Origin of the sequence: Pseudomonas sp. NBRC 111139, assembly GCF_001753955.1 — a bacterium.
Classification (GTDB): Bacteria; Pseudomonadota; Gammaproteobacteria; order Pseudomonadales; family Pseudomonadaceae; genus Aquipseudomonas; species Aquipseudomonas alloputida.
The window spans coordinates 71,344-90,027 of sequence record NZ_BCBP01000022.1 but is presented as its reverse complement, the minus strand read 5'-3'; the positions used below and the strand labels follow the sequence as shown (position 1 = coordinate 90,027).

The window sequence follows — 18,684 nt, the reverse complement described above, 5'->3', positions numbered from 1 at the left end:
CCACATGCGCGCGGCCGTCTGGCATGGCCGCAACGATATTCGTGTCGAACAGGTACCTTTGCCGGCCGACCCTGCGCCGGGCTGGGTGCAGATCAAGGTGGACTGGTGCGGCATCTGCGGCTCCGACCTGCACGAGTATGTTGCCGGCCCGGTGTTCATCCCGGTAGAGGCCCCGCACCCGCTGACCGGCATTCAGGGCCAGTGCATCCTCGGCCACGAATTCTGCGGCCACATCGCCAAGCTTGGCGAAGGCGTGGAAGGCTATGCCGTAGGCGACCCGGTGGCGGCAGACGCCTGCCAGCATTGTGGTACCTGCTATTACTGCACCCATGGCCTGTACAACATCTGCGAACGCCTGGCGTTCACCGGCCTGATGAACAACGGTGCCTTCGCCGAGCTGGTCAACGTGCCCGCCAACCTGCTCTACCGGCTGCCGCAGGGCTTCCCTGCCGAAGCCGGGGCACTGATCGAACCGCTGGCGGTGGGTATGCACGCGGTGAAAAAGGCCGGCAGCCTGCTTGGGCAAACCGTTGTAGTAGTGGGGGCCGGCACCATCGGCCTTTGCACCATCATGTGTGCCAAAGCCGCGGGCGCAGCGCAGGTTATCGCCCTGGAAATGTCCTCAGCACGCAAAGCCAAGGCCAAAGAGGTAGGCGCCAACGTGGTGCTGGACCCCAGCCAGTGCGATGCCCTGGCGGAAATCCGCGCACTGACTGCAGGGCTGGGCGCCGATGTGAGTTTTGAGTGCATCGGCAACAAACATACGGCCAAGCTGGCCATCGACACCATCCGCAAAGCAGGCAAGTGCGTGCTGGTGGGTATTTTCGAAGAGCCCAGTGAGTTCAACTTCTTCGAGCTGGTGTCCACCGAGAAACAGGTGCTGGGGGCGTTGGCGTACAACGGCGAGTTTGCTGACGTGATTGCCTTCATTGCTGATGGTCGGCTGGATATTCGCCCGCTGGTAACCGGCCGGATCGGATTGGAGCAGATTGTCGAGCTGGGCTTCGAGGAACTGGTGAACAACAAAGAGGAGAACGTGAAGATCATCGTTTCACCAGGTGTGCGCTGATTGCACCTTGAAGGCAACGTGGCACCTGTGGGAGCGGGCGGGCCCGCGAAGAAGCAACACGGTCGAGGGCACCGGCTTCGCCGGTGTTCGCGGCTGAAGCCGCTCCTACAGGGCACGCGCAAGGTTCCAAGGCTGTGCGCCGACACAGGGGCTCGCTGTCTCAGGATCCCATTCTGCGTCATACTCGGCAGACCTATTGCCCGGTCATCGCCATGCGTCCATTGCTCCCCATTACCCTGGTCCTGCTGCTCGCCGCCTGTGGCGATGGCGAATCGCTGCTCCCGCCGGACGCACGGCTGCCTGACGGTGGGCGTTACCGGGGGCAGGTGGTCGATGGCCTGCTGCAGGGTGAGGGCCGGATCGACTACCCCAATGGCAGCTGGTACGCCGGCAGCTTCAAGGACGGCCAGTGGCACGGCCAGGGCGAATGGCATGGCCAGAACGGCGAGGTCTACCGCGGCCAGTTCGCCGAGGGGCTGTTTCAGGGCCTGGGCGAGCTGACCACCCTGGGCAGCCACTATAGCGGCACCTTCCGCCACGGCCGCCGCGACGGCGAGGGCACCCTCAAGCAAGCCGACCAGACCTACCGCGGCCAGTTCAAGGACGACCTGTACGACGGCGCAGGCCAACTGGAGCTGGCCGACGGCAGTCGCTACCAAGGCCTGTTCGCCAAGGGCAAGCCCAACGGCGCCGGGGTGCGCAGCGATGCCAGCGGCAACCAGTTCAGCGGCCACTTCGTCAACGGCCAGCTACAAGGCGCCGGCACCTACGACAGCGTTGATGGCGAGCAGTACATCGGCGAGTTCAAGGACAACCGCCTGGAGGGCCGAGGCCGCTACGAAAATGCCGATGGCGACGTGTGGATCGGTGAATTCAAGGACGGCTCGCTGATCGGCGAAGGCGAGTTGCTGGGCAGCGATGGCAGCCACTACAAGGGTGAGTTCGCCGACTGGCGTCTGTCGGGCCAGGGCAGCCTGCAACTGGCCGACGGCAGCAAGTACATCGGCGGTTTCCTGAACGATGCCTACCATGGCCATGGGCGGCTGATTCTGCCCAGTGGCAAGGTCGAAAGCGGAACATGGGCCAACGGCGTGCGCGTGCGCGACCAGAATGGCAAGCTGCTGCCAGACCCACTGGACCTGGCGTTGCTCAACCAGGGCCGGCTGCTGGACGAGGCGCTGGCGCGGGTACCTCGCTCGGCGCCACCGATCCAGCTGTATAGCCTGGTAGTGGCCGGCGATGGCCAGCAAAGCGTATTCCTGCGCGAAGCCGACTACGTCAGCAACCTGCTAAAGGTGCGCTTTGGCGCCCGTGGCCAAGTGACCCTGGTCAACCACCGCGACCACATGGCCACACGCCCCATGGCTACCCGCGAAAACCTCTCCCGCGCTGCCGCCACCCTGGCAGAGCGCAGCGGCCCCGAAGACCTGGTGTTCATCTACCTCACCAGCCATGGCAGCCAGGACCACCAGCTGGTGCTCGACCAGCCCCGTCTGCAACTGGCCGACCTGGCCGCTGACGAGCTGGCCACTGCCTTGGCGCCGCTGAAGGATCGCGACAAGGTAATCGTCATCTCCGCCTGCTATTCAGGGGGCTATATCGCTCCGCTCAAAGACGAGCGCACGCTCATCATGACCGCTGCCCGGGCCGACCGCGTCTCCTTCGGTTGCTCGGAGGAAGCCGACTTCACCTACTTTGGCGATGCCCTGTTCGCTGAAGCGCTGAACCAGACCGACGACCTGAAACAGGCGTTTGAACTGGCACGTGCCAGCGTTGCCGAAAGAGAACAAAGGGAAGGCTTCGAGGCCTCCGAGCCGCAGCTGTGGGCACCACCGGCCGTGCTTGAGCACTGGCATCACCTGCGCCAGCAACAAGCCGAAAAAGCATTGCGTAACGCCACACAGGCCAACGTGAGGGAACAGGCAAAAATGCCCGGCACTCACTAGACTTGTGTGTAACAAGGGAGAGACATCATGTACTTGACGCCTCAGCATGTCCTGCTTGCCGGAGCCACCGGCCTGACCGGTGAACACCTGCTAGACCGCCTGCTCAACGAGCCCACCATCACCCGTGTCCTGGCGCCTACACGCCGGCCATTGGCCGAGCACCCGCACCTGGAAAACCCGGTGGGCGACCCGGCGGTATTCCTTCCGCAACTGGCCGGGCGGGTCGACATCGCGTACTGCTGCCTGGGCACCACACTGAAGCAGGCGGGTTCCGAATCGGCTTTCCGCGCAGTGGATCTGGACATGGTGGTCGCCTTCAGCAAGCGTGCCCGAGAAATGGGCGCACGGCATCTGCTGGTGGTCAGTGCAGTGGGCGCCGACCCTAAGTCGTCAATTTTCTATAACCGGGTCAAGGGCGAGATGGAAGAAGCGCTCAAGGCTCAGGACTGGCCACAGTTGACCATCGTGCGGCCCTCGTTCCTGCTGGGCGAGCGGCTGGAGCCACGGCTGACTGAACAGCTAGTTGCACCGTTTTCCCGGTTCATACCCGGAAAATACCGGGGAATCGAGGCTTGTACCCTGGCCCGTGCCCTGTGGCGGTTGGCGCTGGAGGAAGAAGACGGCGTGCGGGTTGTGGAGTCGGATGAATTGCGCAGGTTGGGCAGGATCTAGGCTGCGCCTGTGCCCGCAAAGGCCATCACAGGCCGCCGCTAGCCTGGAAGCCTATGCCGGCCGCTGTCAGCAAAGACAACGGCAGCAGCAGGGTATCGAGCAGCATGCTGCCGGGCAGATCCAGGCGCGGATACGCCGGAGCGTCCGCCCCGTAATGATCCCGCGGGCAACACCCGCCATTGATCACATACAAATCCAGCCGGGTACCGGCATACACCACCGGTGCGCCGGGCTTGTTGGCATCCAGCGTGCGCACCGTGGCGCACCCACCCAGCATCACCAGCGCCAGCAACCCCGCCAGTGCTCGCTTCAATCATCCACCCCGAAGTGGTGCTCGCCCCAACGCGGCAACATATCCTGGGGGATGTTCAGCAGGTTGAGGATACGCGCCACGACAAAGTCGACCAGGTCGTCGATGGTCTGCGGCTGGTGATAGAACCCCGGTGCCGCTGGCAGGATCACCGCGCCCATTTGCGACAGCTTGAGCATGTTTTCCAGGTGGATGGTGGAGAATGGCGCTTCGCGTGGCACCAGGATCAGCTGGCGACGCTCCTTGAGGGTAACGTCGGCAGCCCGCTCGATCAGGTTGTTGCAGGCGCCAGTGGCGATGGCCGACAAAGTGCCAGTGGAACAGGGGACCACCACCATTGCCGCCGGGGCGCCAGAACCCGAGGCTACCGGCGACATCCAGTCTTCCTTGCCATACACACGGATCTGCCCATCGGCCGCGCCGGTGTATTCGGTCAGGAAGGCCTGCATCGCCTGGGGCTTGGCCGGCAACACAACATCCGTCTCGGTGGCCATCACCAACTGTGCGGCCTTGGAGATCAGGAAGTGCACCTCGCGGTCTTCGCGTACCAGGCAATCGAGCAGGCGAAGGCCATACTGGGCACCCGAGGCGCCCGTCATGGCCAGGGTGATGCGTTCCGGCCCGTTCACTTCAGCGCCTCGGCCAGCTTGCCGTGCAGGCCGCCGAAGCCGCCGTTGCTCATGATCACCACATGGGTGCCTGGGCGAGCCTGGCCTTTGATCCGCTCGATGATCGCTTCGAGGCTGTCGGCCACCACGCTGGGTACCTTGCACTGCGCAGCGGTGGCGGCCAGGTCCCAGCCGAGGTTGGCCGGCGCATACCAGATCACCTGGTCGGCGTCGTTGACGCTTTCTGGCAGGCCGTCACGATGGGCACCGAGTTTCATCGAGTTGGAGCGTGGCTCGATCACCGCGATCACAGGTGCCTCCCCCACCCGCTTGCGCAGGCCGTCGAGCGTGGTGGCAATGGCCGTCGGATGGTGGGCGAAGTCATCGTAGATGGTCACACCTTGTACTTCGGCAACCTTCTCCATGCGCCGCTTGACGCTCTTGAACGCACTCAGGCCGTCGATACCCATGGCCGGCACCACGCCTACATGACGCGCTGCTGCCAGGGTGGCCAAGGCATTGGCGACGTTGTGCTGGCCGGTCAGCGCCCAGTCCACCACACCCTGCACTTCGCCCTCGAACAGGACTTCAAAGCGCGAGCCATCGGGGCTGAGCAGGCGGGCTTGCCACTGGCCGCCCTCCCCGGTGGTTTGCACAGGGGTCCAGCAGCCCATGCCGATCACACGCTCCAGCGCTTGCTCGGTGGTCGGGTGGATGACCAGGCCTTCGCTGGGGATAGTCCGCACCAGGTGGTGGAACTGCCGCTCGATCGAGGCCAGGTCCGGGAAGATGTCCGCGTGATCGAACTCAAGGTTGTTGAGGATCGCGGTACGCGGGTGATAGTGGACGAACTTCGAGCGCTTGTCGAAGAAGGCGCTGTCGTACTCGTCGGCTTCCACCACAAAGAACGGCGTGTCGCCCAAGCGGGCCGACACCGAGAAGTTCTGCGGCACGCCACCAATCAGGAAGCCCGGGCTCATGCCGGCGTGCTCCAGCACCCAGGCCAGCATGCTGCTGGTGGTGGTCTTGCCGTGAGTACCGGCAACGGCCAGCACCCAGCGGCCTTGCAGCACGTGGTCGGCCAGCCACTGCGGGCCGGAGACGTAGGGCAGGCCCTTGTTCAGCACGTATTCAACCGCTGGGTTGCCGCGCGACATGGCGTTGCCGATAACCACCAGGTCTGGCGCCGGATCCAGCTGGGCCGGGTCATAGCCTTGGGTCAGTTCGATACCCTGGGCTTCGAGCTGGGTGCTCATCGGGGGATACACGTTGGCGTCGGAGCCGGTGACGCGGTGGCCAAGTTCCTTGGCCAGCACCGCCAGCGAACCCATGAAAGTGCCGCAAATACCGAGAATGTGAATATGCATGGTCGACCTCGCAAAACATCGAGGCAGGGTAGCCCAGGGCGCGACAAATCGCACCCGCTGTTTCGCTCAGTCGCCCCTGGTAATGCCGTGTTTGCGCAGTTTTCGATACAAGGTATTGCGGCTGATGCCCAAGTGCTCGGCGACACGGGTGAGATGCCAGTGTTTTGCCTCCAGTACCTCCTTCAGCGCTTGCCGCTCCGCGTCGAGCAGAACCTCGGTCCCTGCAGATTCACCCACAATCTCAGCGGCACCGCCGGACCTGTAGGAGCGGGCTTGCCCGCGAACGAGGGCAACGCCCTCGCCCTCTATTGCCTGGTCGGACATCTTCGTGGGCTCGCCCGCCCCCACGGGAGGTGGGCTGGTGCGGATAACTGCGGGGAGGTCCGTAAAGGTGATGCGGGCATCTTCGCAAAGCGCCACCAGGGTACGCAGCACATTGCGCATCTGCCGCACGTTCCCCGGCCAGTTAAATGCGAGCAGCGCCTGCCGCGCCCTGGGCTCGATGTCTATCCGTTGCCCCTGCGTCTCCTGGCGTAGCAGAAAGTCCAGCAACTGCGCCTTGTCACTGCGTTCGCGCACCGCCGGCAGCGCGACCTCCAGGCCATTGAGGCGGTAATACAGGTCCTCGCGGAAACTGCCCTGTTCAACCCGTTCCAGCAGGTCACGGTGCGTAGCGCTGACGATGCGCACGTCCACCGCCTGTGGCTCTCCCCCGATCGGCACCACCTGGCGCTCCTCCAGTACCCGCAGCAGTCGGGTTTGCAGGGCAAGCGGCATATCGCCGATCTCGTCCAGCAGCAAGGTGCCGCCGTCGGCCTGCAACAGCTTGCCGCGCATGCCCTCCTTGCGCGCGCCGGTAAAACTGCCGCCGCGGTACCCGAACAGCTCACTCTCGATCAGGCTTTCCGGAATAGACGCGCAGTTGATGGCGACGAACGGCTTGCCGCGCCGCTCACTGGCCTGATGCACAGCCTGGGCGAAGGCCTCCTTGCCACAGCCGGTCTCGCCGCGCAGCAGCAATGGCACATCGCGCTCGAACACCCGCACGCTGCGGCGGAAATCATTTTGCAACGCAGGGTCCAGCAGACAGACCAGCGGCTCCACTTCACCTGCGGGCCGCGGCTGGGCGGCCGGCACCGACCACACCGGCGCCCGGGCCTGCCCCCGCAGGCTGGCGAACACCTGGCGACCGTCCAGGGTGCGCAGCGGCCAGGCAGTACTGCCGCCGGGCGTGGCACGGCTGAACATTTCGTCATGGCTGCACGCGAAAAAGCACGCCAACGGTTTGCCCAGCACGCCGCCCCGTACCGTGCCCAGCAGGTTCAGTGCGCTTTGGTTGGCAGCGCAAATGCGCCCATCGCCGTCGAACGCCAGCAAGCCTTCGCTGAACAGGCCGACCGACTCGGCTTGCAGGTGAAAACGCAATAACCATTGCTGCTCGAAATGGCGCAGGAAATAGCAGCTTTCGATCATCTTCGCCGACAGGTTGACCAACGCCATGGTGTGGAACTGGCTTTGCCGCGATACGTCGGGGCGCGCAGAGGACACGTCGAGTACCGCCAGCAGGTCGCCATGCGGGTCGAACACCGGGCTGGCCGAGCAGGTCAGCCCGGTGTGACGGCCACGGAAGTGCTCGTTCTGATGGATGGTCAGCGCCTGGCGCTCGACCAGGCAGGTGCCGATGCCATTGGTGCCCTCGCGCGCCTCGCTCCAGTCAGCGCCCAACCACAGCCCCGCACGCTCGAAGCTGCGCCGCTCGGTGGGGGCACTGACGCAATTGAGGATCACCCCACGGGCGTCGGTCAGCAGCACCGCGTGGCCTGCGCCGGAAAGCTGCTGGTGCAGGCTGTTCATTTCATGGTCGGCAATTTGCAGCACCTGATGCAGGCGCTCGCGGCTTTCCAGCAGGCGCCCATGCTCAAGCACCACCGGCGCTTCGATCACCGCCGGGTCGAGGTGGTAATCCTCCAGGCAGCGCAGCCAGGAGCGGGCGATGGACGGGTCACTGCCGCCCTCCCCGGCCCCACCATGGGCAACGCTATGCACCTGCCGGGCATGGCGCGTGAAGTGATTGCTCTGCATTGTTGTAATTCTCCGCAGATAGAGCGTCAGCCCAGCATCCTCCACCCGGGTAGGCTTTGCAATGCACACGCCTGTGATGTGTCGCAAACGGCACAAAATGTCACCCCAGGCGTACCGACACCGGCACAGCGGCCCTTGATCAGGCCCGTAAAAATGACCCAAGTCATTGATTTGCCTGGCACCGCCAACACTGGCCCAACCCTTGCTCTATGCTTTCCAACTCCCTAAAAAGCACAATACCAAGGAGACACACCATGCGTTATGCACATCCCGGTACCGAAGGCGCGAAGGTTTCCTTCAAGAGCCGCTACGGCAACTACATCGGTGGTGAGTTCGTTACTCCGGTAAAGGGGCAGTACTTCGAAAATACCTCCCCGGTGAATGGCAAGCTGATCGCTGAATTCCCCCGCTCTACTGCCGAAGACATCGACAAAGCCCTGGATGCCGCCCATGCTGCGGCCGACGCCTGGGGCCGCACTTCAGTGCAGGATCGCTCCAACGTGCTGCTGAAGATCGCCGACCGCATCGAGCAGAACCTCGAACTGCTGGCCATTACCGAAACCTGGGACAACGGCAAGCCGATCCGCGAAACCCTCAACGCCGACATTCCGCTGGCGGTGGACCACTTCCGCTATTTCGCTGGCTGCATCCGCGCCCAGGAAGGCGGCGCTGCCGAAATCAATGAAGGCACCGTGGCCTACCACATCCACGAGCCACTGGGAGTGGTCGGGCAGATCATCCCCTGGAACTTCCCGATCCTGATGGCGGCCTGGAAGCTTGCCCCGGCACTGGCCGCTGGTAACTGCGTGGTGCTGAAGCCGGCCGAACAGACGCCGCTGGGCATTACCGTACTGCTCGAAGTCATTGGCGACCTGTTGCCACCTGGCGTGCTCAACGTAGTGCAAGGCTATGGCCGCGAAGCCGGTGAAGCCCTGGCCACCAGCAAACGCATCGCCAAGATCGCCTTCACCGGCTCTACCCCGGTGGGCTCGCACATCATGAAATGCGCCGCCGAGAACATCATCCCGTCCACCGTCGAACTGGGTGGCAAGTCGCCGAACGTGTACTTCGAAGACATCATGCAGGCCGAGCCAAGCTTCATCGAGAAGGCGGCAGAAGGCATGGTGCTGGCGTTCTTCAACCAGGGTGAAGTGTGCACCTGCCCGTCGCGTGCCCTGGTGCAAGAGTCGATCTATCCGCAGTTCATGGAAGTGGTGATGAAGAAGGTGCTGCAGATCAAGCGCGGCGACCCGCTGGACACCGACACCATGGTCGGCGCCCAGGCCTCGCAGCAGCAGTTCGAAAAAATCCTCTCGTACCTGCAGATTGCCCAGGAAGAAGGCGCCGAGCTGCTCACCGGCGGCAAGGTCGAGAAGCTGGAAGGTTCGCTGGCTACCGGTTACTACATCCAGCCGACCCTGCTCAAGGGCAACAACAAGATGCGCGTGTTCCAGGAAGAAATCTTCGGCCCGGTGGTCAGCGTCACCACCTTCAAGGACGAAGCCGAAGCGCTGGCAATTGCCAACGACACCGAGTTCGGCCTGGGTGCCGGCGTGTGGACCCGCGACATCAACCGTGCCTACCGCATGGGCCGCGGCATCAAGGCTGGCCGTGTGTGGACCAACTGCTACCACCTGTACCCGGCGCATGCCGCGTTCGGCGGTTACAAAAAGTCGGGGGTTGGGCGTGAGACGCACAAGATGATGCTGGATCACTATCAGCAGACCAAGAACCTGCTGGTGAGCTACGACATCAATCCGTTGGGCTTCTTCTAGACCGCGTCGCCTTCTTCGCGGGTAAACCCGCTCCTACAGGTCCTGCGCGGGTCTTGAATGTTGCGCAATCCCTGTAGAAGCGGGTTCACCGCGCGAAGCGGCCAGGCCGGCATACCTTAAACCCAGGGCGGTAAACGTGCACCAACCGCTCTGGCTCGCTTCCTGCAGCACCCATCACCATCGGCCCGGAACCCTTCCGGCCACCAAGAAAAAAAACAGGTGAATCTATGCCAAGCGAACATTCCGCCGGATCGCCGGCAGGCTCTTCCGTCGACTTCGAGAAAGTCGGCTCTGACTATTTCCAGCAACGTGAACTGAAAAAAGGCGCCGCCGGTTGGGTACTGCTGGTCGGCCTGGGCGTGGCGTACGTCATTTCCGGCGATTACGCCGGCTGGAACTTCGGCCTGGCGCAGGGCGGCTGGGGCGGCATGTTCCTGGCCACCTTGCTGATGGCAACCATGTACCTGTGCATGTGCTTCTCGCTGGCCGAGCTGTCGTCGATGATCCCCACCGCTGGCGGTGGCTATGGCTTTGCCCGCAGTGCCTTCGGCCCATGGGGCGGCTTTTTGACCGGCACGGCGATCCTGATCGAATACGCCATCGCCCCTGCCGCCATCGCGGTGTTCATCGGCGCCTACTGTCAATCGCTGTTCGGTATCGGCGGCTGGATGATCTACCTGGCGTTCTACATCGTGTTCATCAGCATCCACATTTTCGGCGTGGGTGAGGCACTGAAGCTGATGTTCATCATCACCGCCATCGCCGCCATTGCCCTGGCCGTATTCCTGATAGGCATGGTGCCCCATTTTGATGCAGCCAACCTGTTCGACATCGCCAAAACGGACGCCGTCGGCGCCAGCAGCTTCCTGCCGTTTGGCTATGTCGGCGTGTGGGCAGCCATCCCCTACGCCATCTGGTTCTTCCTTGCCGTCGAAGGCGTGCCGCTGGCCGCAGAAGAAACCAAGAACCCCAAGCGTGACCTGCCACGCGGCCTGATCGGCGCCATGCTGGTACTGCTGGCCTTCGCCTTGCTGATCCTGGTGGTCGGCCCAGGCGGCGCAGGCTCCGAGGCGCTGAAGGCCTCCGGTAACCCGCTGGTCGAAGCCCTGTCGAAGGCCTACGGCGGCTCCACCTGGATGGGCGGCTTCGTCAACCTGGTCGGTCTGGCCGGGCTGATCGCCAGCTTCTTCTCGATCATCTATGCCTATTCCCGGCAGATCTTCGCCCTGTCCCGCGCCGGTTACCTGCCGCGCAAACTGTCGGAAACCAACAAGAGCAAGGCCCCGGTACTGGCCTTGGTCATCCCCGGCATCATCGGTTTTGCCCTGTCACTGACGGGCCAGGGTGACTTGCTGATCCTGGTGGCAGTGTTTGGCGCTACCCTGTCTTACGTGCTGATGATGGCTGCGCACATCACCCTGCGCATCCGCCGGCCAAAGATGGAGCGCCCCTACCGCACCCCAGGTGGCATCTTCACATCCGGCCTGGCGCTGGTGCTGGCGTGCATCGCTGTGGTCGCCGGATTCCTGGTTGACCCGCGGGTAGTCATTGGCGCTGCAGTGATCTATGCGGTATTAATTGCCTACTTTGCTTTCTACAGCCGCCACCACCTGGTTGCGGGCACACCGGAAGAGGAATTCGCCGCGATCCAGAAGGCCGAAGAGGCCCTGCACTGATCGCCGCCACCCGCCGCGGGGCAACCCGCGGCTCTGGAGATTCTGTATGGCAAGTTTCGTACACACGGTCGGCCACCTGGTCTACCGCTTCGACAGCCTCAAGGACGTGATGGCCAAGGCCAGCCCGGCACGCTCCGGGGACTGCCTGGCAGGTGTCGCGGCCAGCAACGACGGTGAGCGCGTCGCCGCGCAGATGGCGTTGGCCAATATTCCGCTGACGCACTTTCTCAATGAAGCACTGATCCCTTACGAAGCAGATGAAGTGACCCGCCTGATCATCGACACCCACGATGCCCAGGCCTTCGCCCCGGTCAGCCACCTGACCGTGGGTGGCCTGCGCGACTGGCTGCTGAGCGAGGAAGCCAACGAAGACAGCCTGCGCGCCCTGGCGCCCGGGTTGACCCCGGAAATGGCCGCTGCCGTTTCGAAGATCATGCGTGTGCAGGACCTGGTGCTGGTGGCGCAGAAAATTCGCGTGGTCACCCGGTTCCGCGGCACCATGGGCCTGCGCGGGCGCCTGTCGACCCGGCTGCAACCCAACCACCCGACAGACGAACCGGCCGGTATTGCCGCCAGCATTCTCGACGGCTTGCTGTACGGCAACGGCGACGCCATGATCGGCATCAACCCGGCCACCGACAGCATCGCTTCGATCTGCGCCCTGCTGGAAATGCTCGACGCCATCATCCAGCGCTACGACATCCCCACCCAGTCCTGCGTGCTGACCCACGTCACCACCTCGATTGAAGCAATCAACCGCGGCGTGCCACTGGACCTGGTGTTCCAGTCCATCGCCGGCACAGAGGCGGCCAACGCCGGCTTCGGCATCAACCTGAACGTGTTGCAGGAAGGTTACGAAGCAGGTCTGTCGCTGAAACGTGGCACCCTCGGGCAGAACCTGATGTATTTCGAAACCGGCCAGGGCAGCGCGCTCTCGGCCAACGCCCACCACGGCGTCGACCAGCAGACCTGCGAAACCCGCGCCTATGCCGTGGCTCGCCACTTCAAGCCGTTCCTGGTCAACACCGTGGTCGGTTTCATTGGCCCGGAATACCTGTACAACGGCAAGCAGATCATCCGCGCCGGCCTCGAAGACCATTTCTGCGGCAAGCTGCTGGGCGTGCCGATGGGTTGCGATATCTGCTACACCAACCATGCCGAAGCCGATCAGGACGACATGGACACCTTGCTGACGCTGCTGGGTGTGGCCGGCATCAACTTCATCATGGGCATCCCCGGCTCCGACGACATCATGCTCAACTACCAGACCACCTCGTTCCACGACGCGTTGTACGCGCGCCAGACCCTGGGCCTGAAGCCCGGCCCGGAATTCGAGGCATGGCTGGCCCGCACCGGCATCTTCACCCAGGCCGATGGCCGGGTGCGCTTCGGTGACAACCTGCCGCCGGCTTTCCGCCAGGCCTTGGCACAGCTTGCATAGGGACGACCATGGACCACCGCACGCCTACCCCCGACAACCCTTGGCTGGCCCTGCGCAACCTGACCCCGGCGCGCATCGCCCTGGGCCGCACCGGCACCAGCCTGCCGACCGGGGCGCAGCTGGACTTCCAGTTCGCCCATGCCCAGGCACGAGATGCCGTGCACCTGGCTTTCGACCACGCCGGCCTGGCCAGCCAGCTGAGTGACCGCGGGCGCGAAAGCCTGGTGTTGCACAGCGCTGCCAGCGACCGCCACCAGTACCTGCAGCGCCCGGACCTTGGACGGCGGCTGAACGAAGACTCGATTACGACGCTTCGCCAGCACGCCCAGGCCAACCCCGGCGGCGTCGATCTGGCCATCGTGGTGGCTGACGGCCTCTCGGCACTGGCCGTGCATCGCCACACGCTACCGTTCCTGACCCGCTTCGACGAACAGGCTGCCGCCGACGGCTGGACCAGCGCCCCGGTGGTACTGGTGCAGCAGGGCCGCGTGGCAGTGGCCGACGAGGTCGGCGAGCTGCTGGGCGCCCGGATGACGGTGATGCTGATCGGCGAGCGCCCGGGGCTGAGCTCGCCCGACAGCCTTGGCCTGTATTTCACTTACGCACCCAAGGTCGGCCTGACCGATGCCTACCGCAACTGCATTTCCAATATCCGCCTGGAGGGGCTGAGCTATGGCATGGCGGCGCACCGCCTGTTGTACCTGATGCGCGAAGCCTGCCGGCGCCAGCTTTCCGGGGTGAATCTAAAGGACGAAGCCGAGGTCCATAGCCTGGAGAATGAAGACAGCGCCAGCCAGAAAGGTAACTTCCTGCTCGGCAAAGAGTAAAAAACCTGTCACGGAAGGCGGATTGCACTTGTGCCGTGCATTGGGCAGCATGCCCTTGAACGCTGCTGGCATTCCGCTGTTTCCCAAATGGACTCTGAGGGCCGCACATGCGCATCATCAAAGCAACCCTAGAACACCTCGACCTGCTCACCCCGTTGTTCGTCAAATACCGTGAGTTCTACGGGCAGCTGCCCTATCCCGACAGCTCGCGCAGCTTTTTGGAAAAGCGCCTGAAGCGGGACGAATCGGTGATTTACCTGGCACTTCCGGATGATGACGACGGCAAACTGCTGGGCTTTTGCCAGCTGTACCCGAGCTACTCGTCGCTGTCGTTGAAGCGGGTATGGATTCTCAACGATATCTATGTAGCCGAGGACTCCCGGCGCATGCTGGTCGCCGACCACCTGATTCGCGAAGCGAAGAAAATGGCCAAAGAGACCAATGCCGTGCGCATGCGCGTGTCAACCAGCGCGAACAATGAAGTGGCGCACAAGACTTACGAATCCATCGGGTTTCGTGAGGATACCGAGTTCAAGAGCTACATCCTGCCAATCAGCCAGGATTGACTGGCACCGCCCGCTTCCACAAGCAAGGTAGTGAGCCTTGTGGGAGCGGGCGTGCCCGCGAAGCGGTTGGCAAAGGAATACCCCTCTACCGTAACCCCCCGCTACAAACTCTCCGGGCATGTTCCTGACTTAGCCGTATAATGGCTCACCTGTCATGTGTGAAAATTTACCCTCCCCCCGGTAACCAAGCCTACGCCCAAGAACACAGGTGCTGTACATGGATTTCAACCCGCTGGACCTTATCCTGCATCTCGATGCCTACCTCGATCTGCTGGTCACCAATTACGGTCCCTGGATCTACGCCATCCTGTTCACCGTGATCTTCTGCGAAACCGGCCTGGTAGTGATGCCATTCCTGCCAGGTGACTCGCTGCTGTTCATCGCCGGCGCCGTGGCGGCGGGTGGCGGCATGGACCCGGTGCTGCTGGCCGGCCTGCTGATGGCCGCTGCAATCCTGGGCGACAGCACCAATTACGTGATAGGCCGAACAGCCGGCGAGCGTTTGTTCAACAACCCCAACTCCAAGATCTTCCGCCGCGACTACCTGCAGCGTACCCACGATTTCTATGAACGCCATGGCGGCAAGACCGTGACCATGGCGCGCTTCCTGCCCATCTTGCGCACCTTCGCACCGTTCGTCGCGGGCATCGCTCACATGCACTATCCACGCTTCCTCGGCTTCAGCGTTGCCGGTTCGCTGCTTTGGGTCGGCGGCCTGGTCACCTTGGGCTACTTCTTCGGCAACGTGCCGTTCATCAAGCAGCACCTGTCGCTGATGGTGGTGGGCATCATCATCCTGTCGCTGGTGCCGATGATTCTCGGCTTGCTGCGTGGGCGCCTGGGCCGTACGGCCAAGGCTCACTGAACAGGTAAAGAACAAACGGCATGTGGTCATTCAGCGCCTGGCGGCGCAAGCGTACTCTGGCGCGTTACCCGATCACGCCACAGCAATGGCAGGCCGTACGCGAGCGGCTGCCGATGCTGGACGGCATCAGCGACGCTGAAGACCGCTGGCTGCGCGAAGCCTGCATCCTGTTCCTGCTCGACAAGCACCTCACCTGCCTGCCCGGTGTCGAGCTGGACGACGAGCAGCGCCTGATGCTGGCCGCCCAGGCACAGTTACCCCTGCTTCACCTGGGTGAGCTGAACTGGTACCAAGGCTTCCACGAAATCATCCTGTACCCCGACGACTTCAAGAGCCCCCAGCGCCACCGCGATGCCAGTGGCGTGGAGCATGTGTGGGACGGCGAACACAGCGGCGAAGCCTGGCAACAGGGGCCGATCATCCTGGCCTGGAACGGCGTGCAGGCCAGTGGTGGCTGGGAGGCTTACAACCTGGTCATCCATGAGCTGGCGCACAAGCTCGACATGCTCAATGGCGATGCCAACGGCCTGCCACCGCTGCACAGCAGCATGCCAGTTGATGAGTGGGCAACAGCCATGCAGCAGGCCTACGACGACCTCAACCAGCAACTGGACGCCAACCCCGACGCCGAAACCGCCATCGACCCCTACGCTGCGGAAAACCCGGCAGAGTTCTTTGCCGTTACCAGCGAGTACTTCTTTAGTGCCCCCGACCTGCTTCATCAGGCTTATCCACAGGTCTACCGCCAGTTGTCGCTGTTCTACCGGCAAGACCCGCTGGCGCGCCTGTGCCAGCTGCAGGCGGAACACCCCGAGTACCGCGAAAGCCACGCCTGACGGGCCCGCACATCAGGCCAAGCGTGGCATGCCCCGGCAGAATGTGCCTATAATCGCCGCCACTTTTTGGTCAAACACGGGGGCACTGCCCAATGAGCTACAGCAAGATTCCGGCGGGCAAAGACCTGCCGAACGACATCTACGTCGCCATCGAGATCCCGGCCAACCACGCGCCGATCAAATACGAAATCGACAAGGACAGCGACACGCTGTTCGTCGACCGTTTCATGGCTACCCCAATGTTCTACCCAGCCAACTATGGCTTCATCCCGAACACCCTGGCTGACGACGGTGACCCGCTGGACGTGCTGGTGGTTACCCCTTACCCAGTGGCCCCAGGCTCGGTTATCCGCGCCCGTCCGGTTGGCGTGCTGAACATGACCGACGACGGTGGCGGCGACGCCAAGGTCATCGCTGTTCCTCACGACAAGCTGTCGCAGCTGTACGTTGACGTGAAGGAATACACCGACCTGCCAGCCCTGCTGATCCAGCAGATCGAGCACTTCTTTGCCAACTACAAAGATCTCGAGAAGGGCAAGTGGGTCAAGATCGAAGGCTGGGAAGGCGCCGACGCCGCCCGTGCCGCGATCACCAAATCGGTCGCTGCCTACAAGGGCTGATTCCGATTGCAGGAGAAACCCCGCTTAGGCGGGGTTTTTTTATGCAGGAATGGGCAATACGCACATTACTGGTAATAAATCCTACGCCGTCCTACACCAGAGCCTTACAAACAACCACTTTTCATACAAACCCCGTCAACATCCGGTTCATATCCTGTCTGGCAATTCGCCGCTACACTCGCCGCCATGAACACTTCCGGCGACCGCCTCAGGGCCCTGCTCCAAGAATGTGGCCTAACCCCTTCCGATTTCGCCGCCCAGCGCAGCGTCACAGCACAGCACGTCAACAACTGGTTCAAACGCGGTGTACCTTTGGCCCGGCTGGATGAACTGGCCGATCTGTTCTGTGTGCACCGACGCTGGCTGCGCACCGGTGAAGGCCCCAAACACCCCAATCCACTCCTGCGCAACGGCCTTCCACGGCCAGTGCCCGCCAACCCGCTTACCCCGCTGTCGGGCCATCGTGGCCGGTTATTGAAGGTGCCCTACTACGAAGTGAGCAACGGCTTGCTGTCGCCAGTGAGCAGCAAGCACCTGCGCTTGCCGGCAAAAGCCCTGAAGGGCTTGGGCGTGCAAGCCGGCAACGCAATCTGCCTGGCAATGCCGGCCAGCAACATGCTCCCGCTGATTCCCCTGGAAGCTACCCTGGCCATTGATCTGGGCATGACCCAGGTGGTCGAGGGCGAAACCTATGCCCTGCTGCAAAACGGCATGCTCAGGGTGAACAACCTCAGTCTTGGCCCGCACGACACCCTGTACCTGCACAGCCATGACCGGCGCAACTACACAGTCGAACGCTACACCGCCGCCCAGCGTCAGGCGCAGGGCCTGGAAATTCTTGGCTGGGTGTTCCACTGGTCACATTTCCGCCAGCAGCGGCCCAGTTGAAGCGCCCTGGGCAATTTTTTGCTGGGCATCCTGCGCCCGCCCTTGTATGCTACGCCGCACATTAAGCCCCGACCGGCGCGAGCCGCGTTCCAGAGGGCTCGGCGATATCCCACACGGGCATCTGCCATCTCTTTCAGGCCCTTGATGGCCACACAGTTAAGGCGATTGCGGCTTACCATAAATTAGTCGGAAGCGTCCCCGAGAAGCCGGCCACAAGCCGGCTTTTTAATTTAACAAACCTTCAAAAACAGCATTCACAACCCGCGGCTTTCCAACCCCTACCTCCGTGCATAGAACGCAGCCCATTGCGCCTCCCGTTCTGCTCAGCCCCCCGCTGTTGAAGGGCAGCCCGCCACCGATCCTGGTGTGTCTGTTTTTTCTTGTAGCGCATATAAACATCAAATTGATATTTCGAAATCTTCCAATGGGGCGGTTTTTTCGAAGGTGGGTGTTTCGCTCTAGACTATAATTAAACGATTAGATGTGTGCAACACGTGCAGCTATCCTTAGAGATTGCTTAGTAATAATATTTAATCTGTAACGGCTTAGTGTATTGATGAGGGCTTAGCATGAACGCCATGTTGAAAGAGCTGCACGCCTATCATCATGAGGTGGCTACCAAAATTACTCAGATCAAAGAGTTACTGGAGAGGATAAGGCACGGATCCGCGGGTGACGATGACTGCAAGCTGTTGTTTAAGCAGCTGGAAGCCTTGCATGGTGATGCAGAGCGACACCACCATGAAAATGAAGAGCTTATTCGGCTGGCCTTGCTGGCAACCGACGCACCGATTCACCAACGGGTCATGGCTATCGAGCAAGATCATAAAGCCTTCAAGCGAATTGCCGGACAGCTCAAGATGTTGGAGCAGTCAACGCAAGAAGCGAGAGTAATCGCCGACACGATCGAAGACTTCATCAAGAAATATTATGACCATATGGATGCCGAGGAGAATATTTTCTTTCCGGTGGCAGACAAGTGGTTGTCAGACACCCAATGGCAGGAAATAAAGCATCAATGGCACCCCGCGTAGATTTAATTTCCTTGAATTAAAAGCACGCTACTTATTAACACGCGGCCTCACAATTTTATGGCCCTGATACCCGAGGGTGCAGATACGCTCCCACGCTTCTCA

Annotated in this window: 17 protein-coding genes; 13 read left to right on the top strand and 4 right to left on the bottom strand. The window is 62.2% G+C overall.

The window, feature by feature from the left end:
* Positions 1–4 precede the first annotated feature (4 nt).
* The 3 genes from BJQ17_RS07215 (at position 5) to BJQ17_RS07205 (ending at position 3,687) form a co-directional block, all read left to right on the top strand.
* Positions 5–1,069 carry a 2,3-butanediol dehydrogenase gene (locus tag BJQ17_RS07215; RefSeq protein WP_223279163.1) on the top strand — a complete coding sequence of 355 codons (1,065 nt, stop codon included), beginning with the start codon at positions 5–7 and terminating at the stop codon, positions 1,067–1,069.
* A 212-nt stretch (positions 1,070–1,281) separates the two neighbouring features.
* Positions 1,282–3,015 (top strand): C13 family peptidase, encoded by a 1,734-nt coding sequence (locus BJQ17_RS07210; RefSeq protein WP_003255345.1) that lies wholly within the window; start codon positions 1,282–1,284, stop codon positions 3,013–3,015.
* Between the two features lie 27 nt (positions 3,016–3,042).
* Positions 3,043–3,687: an oxidoreductase gene (locus tag BJQ17_RS07205; protein WP_014589540.1), complete on the top strand. Its 645-nt coding sequence runs from the start codon at positions 3,043–3,045 to the stop codon at positions 3,685–3,687.
* A gap of 25 nt (positions 3,688–3,712) precedes the next feature.
* On the opposite strand, the gene BJQ17_RS07200 is transcribed toward BJQ17_RS07205, so the two are convergent.
* The 4 genes from BJQ17_RS07200 to BJQ17_RS07185 form a co-directional block, all read right to left on the bottom strand.
* Positions 3,713–4,000 carry a YceK/YidQ family lipoprotein gene (locus BJQ17_RS07200; RefSeq protein ID WP_003255347.1) on the bottom strand — a complete coding sequence of 96 codons (288 nt, stop codon included), beginning with the start codon at positions 3,998–4,000 and terminating at the stop codon, positions 3,713–3,715.
* Positions 3,997–4,626, bottom strand: a complete 630-nt coding sequence (gene ubiX, locus BJQ17_RS07195; RefSeq protein WP_003255348.1) for a flavin prenyltransferase UbiX — start codon at positions 4,624–4,626, stop codon at positions 3,997–3,999. Before ubiX ends, BJQ17_RS07200 begins: the two co-directional genes overlap by 4 nt.
* Positions 4,623–5,972, bottom strand: a complete 1,350-nt coding sequence (mpl, locus tag BJQ17_RS07190) for a UDP-N-acetylmuramate:L-alanyl-gamma-D-glutamyl-meso-diaminopimelate ligase (protein ID WP_003255349.1) — start codon at positions 5,970–5,972, stop codon at positions 4,623–4,625. The genes ubiX and mpl overlap by 4 nt, the downstream gene beginning before the upstream one ends.
* Positions 5,973–6,038: 66 nt before the next feature.
* Positions 6,039–8,054 (bottom strand): sigma-54-dependent Fis family transcriptional regulator, encoded by a 2,016-nt coding sequence (locus BJQ17_RS07185; RefSeq protein WP_070095814.1) that lies wholly within the window; start codon positions 8,052–8,054, stop codon positions 6,039–6,041.
* A 254-nt stretch (positions 8,055–8,308) separates the two neighbouring features.
* On the opposite strand from BJQ17_RS07185, the gene BJQ17_RS07180 reads away from it, so the two are divergent.
* From BJQ17_RS07180 to BJQ17_RS07135, 10 genes are all read left to right on the top strand, one after another.
* Complete coding sequence (locus BJQ17_RS07180) at positions 8,309–9,829, top strand: aldehyde dehydrogenase family protein (protein ID WP_010951822.1); 1,521 nt, start codon at positions 8,309–8,311, stop codon at positions 9,827–9,829.
* 227 nt (positions 9,830–10,056) lie between these two features.
* Positions 10,057–11,505, top strand: coding sequence for an ethanolamine permease (gene eat, locus BJQ17_RS07175; protein ID WP_003255355.1), 1,449 nt, complete (start codon positions 10,057–10,059; stop codon positions 11,503–11,505).
* Between the two features lie 46 nt (positions 11,506–11,551).
* Positions 11,552–12,946 (top strand): ethanolamine ammonia-lyase subunit EutB, encoded by a 1,395-nt coding sequence (locus BJQ17_RS07170; protein ID WP_003255356.1) that lies wholly within the window; start codon positions 11,552–11,554, stop codon positions 12,944–12,946.
* Between the two features lie 8 nt (positions 12,947–12,954).
* Entirely contained in the window at positions 12,955–13,773 is an 819-nt protein-coding gene (gene eutC, locus BJQ17_RS07165) for an ethanolamine ammonia-lyase subunit EutC (RefSeq protein ID WP_003255358.1), read from the top strand.
* A gap of 107 nt (positions 13,774–13,880) precedes the next feature.
* Positions 13,881–14,339, top strand: a complete 459-nt coding sequence (locus BJQ17_RS07160) for a GNAT family N-acetyltransferase (protein WP_003255360.1) — start codon at positions 13,881–13,883, stop codon at positions 14,337–14,339.
* A gap of 217 nt (positions 14,340–14,556) precedes the next feature.
* Positions 14,557–15,204 (top strand): DedA family protein, encoded by a 648-nt coding sequence (locus BJQ17_RS07155; protein ID WP_003255361.1) that lies wholly within the window; start codon positions 14,557–14,559, stop codon positions 15,202–15,204.
* Positions 15,205–15,224: 20 nt separating this feature from the next.
* Positions 15,225–16,040 (top strand): zinc-dependent peptidase, encoded by an 816-nt coding sequence (locus BJQ17_RS07150; RefSeq protein WP_060538986.1) that lies wholly within the window; start codon positions 15,225–15,227, stop codon positions 16,038–16,040.
* Between the two features lie 92 nt (positions 16,041–16,132).
* On the top strand, positions 16,133–16,660 hold the full coding sequence (gene ppa / locus BJQ17_RS07145) for an inorganic diphosphatase (protein WP_003255365.1): 528 nt from the start codon (positions 16,133–16,135) through the stop codon (positions 16,658–16,660).
* Between the two features lie 186 nt (positions 16,661–16,846).
* On the top strand, positions 16,847–17,548 hold the full coding sequence (locus tag BJQ17_RS07140; protein WP_004577015.1) for an XRE family transcriptional regulator: 702 nt from the start codon (positions 16,847–16,849) through the stop codon (positions 17,546–17,548).
* A 569-nt stretch (positions 17,549–18,117) separates the two neighbouring features.
* Complete coding sequence (locus tag BJQ17_RS07135; RefSeq protein ID WP_070095813.1) at positions 18,118–18,582, top strand: hemerythrin domain-containing protein; 465 nt, start codon at positions 18,118–18,120, stop codon at positions 18,580–18,582.
* The last annotated feature ends 102 nt before the right edge of the window (positions 18,583–18,684 follow it).

Excerpts from the sequence above, each read along its gene's own strand:
- BJQ17_RS07210 (WP_003255345.1), top strand. The coding sequence starts at position 1,282 with ATGCGTCCATTGCTCCCCATTACCCTGGTCCTGCTGCTCGCCGCCTGT.
- BJQ17_RS07170 (WP_003255356.1), top strand. The coding sequence starts at position 11,552 with ATGGCAAGTTTCGTACACACGGTCGGCCACCTGGTCTACCGCTTCGAC.
- BJQ17_RS07215 (WP_223279163.1), top strand. The coding sequence starts at position 5 with ATGCGCGCGGCCGTCTGGCATGGCCGCAACGATATTCGTGTCGAACAG.
- BJQ17_RS07205 (WP_014589540.1), top strand. The coding sequence starts at position 3,043 with ATGTACTTGACGCCTCAGCATGTCCTGCTTGCCGGAGCCACCGGCCTG.
- BJQ17_RS07180 (WP_010951822.1), top strand. The coding sequence starts at position 8,309 with ATGCGTTATGCACATCCCGGTACCGAAGGCGCGAAGGTTTCCTTCAAG.
- BJQ17_RS07135 (WP_070095813.1), top strand. The coding sequence starts at position 18,118 with ATGAACGCCATGTTGAAAGAGCTGCACGCCTATCATCATGAGGTGGCT.
- BJQ17_RS07140 (WP_004577015.1), top strand. The coding sequence starts at position 16,847 with ATGAACACTTCCGGCGACCGCCTCAGGGCCCTGCTCCAAGAATGTGGC.
- BJQ17_RS07155 (WP_003255361.1), top strand. The coding sequence starts at position 14,557 with ATGGATTTCAACCCGCTGGACCTTATCCTGCATCTCGATGCCTACCTC.
- mpl (WP_003255349.1), bottom strand. The coding sequence starts at position 5,972 with ATGCATATTCACATTCTCGGTATTTGCGGCACTTTCATGGGTTCGCTG.
- ppa (WP_003255365.1), top strand. The coding sequence starts at position 16,133 with ATGAGCTACAGCAAGATTCCGGCGGGCAAAGACCTGCCGAACGACATC.
- BJQ17_RS07185 (WP_070095814.1), bottom strand. The coding sequence starts at position 8,054 with ATGCAGAGCAATCACTTCACGCGCCATGCCCGGCAGGTGCATAGCGTT.
- eutC (WP_003255358.1), top strand. The coding sequence starts at position 12,955 with ATGGACCACCGCACGCCTACCCCCGACAACCCTTGGCTGGCCCTGCGC.
- BJQ17_RS07160 (WP_003255360.1), top strand. The coding sequence starts at position 13,881 with ATGCGCATCATCAAAGCAACCCTAGAACACCTCGACCTGCTCACCCCG.
- BJQ17_RS07150 (WP_060538986.1), top strand. The coding sequence starts at position 15,225 with ATGTGGTCATTCAGCGCCTGGCGGCGCAAGCGTACTCTGGCGCGTTAC.
- eat (WP_003255355.1), top strand. The coding sequence starts at position 10,057 with ATGCCAAGCGAACATTCCGCCGGATCGCCGGCAGGCTCTTCCGTCGAC.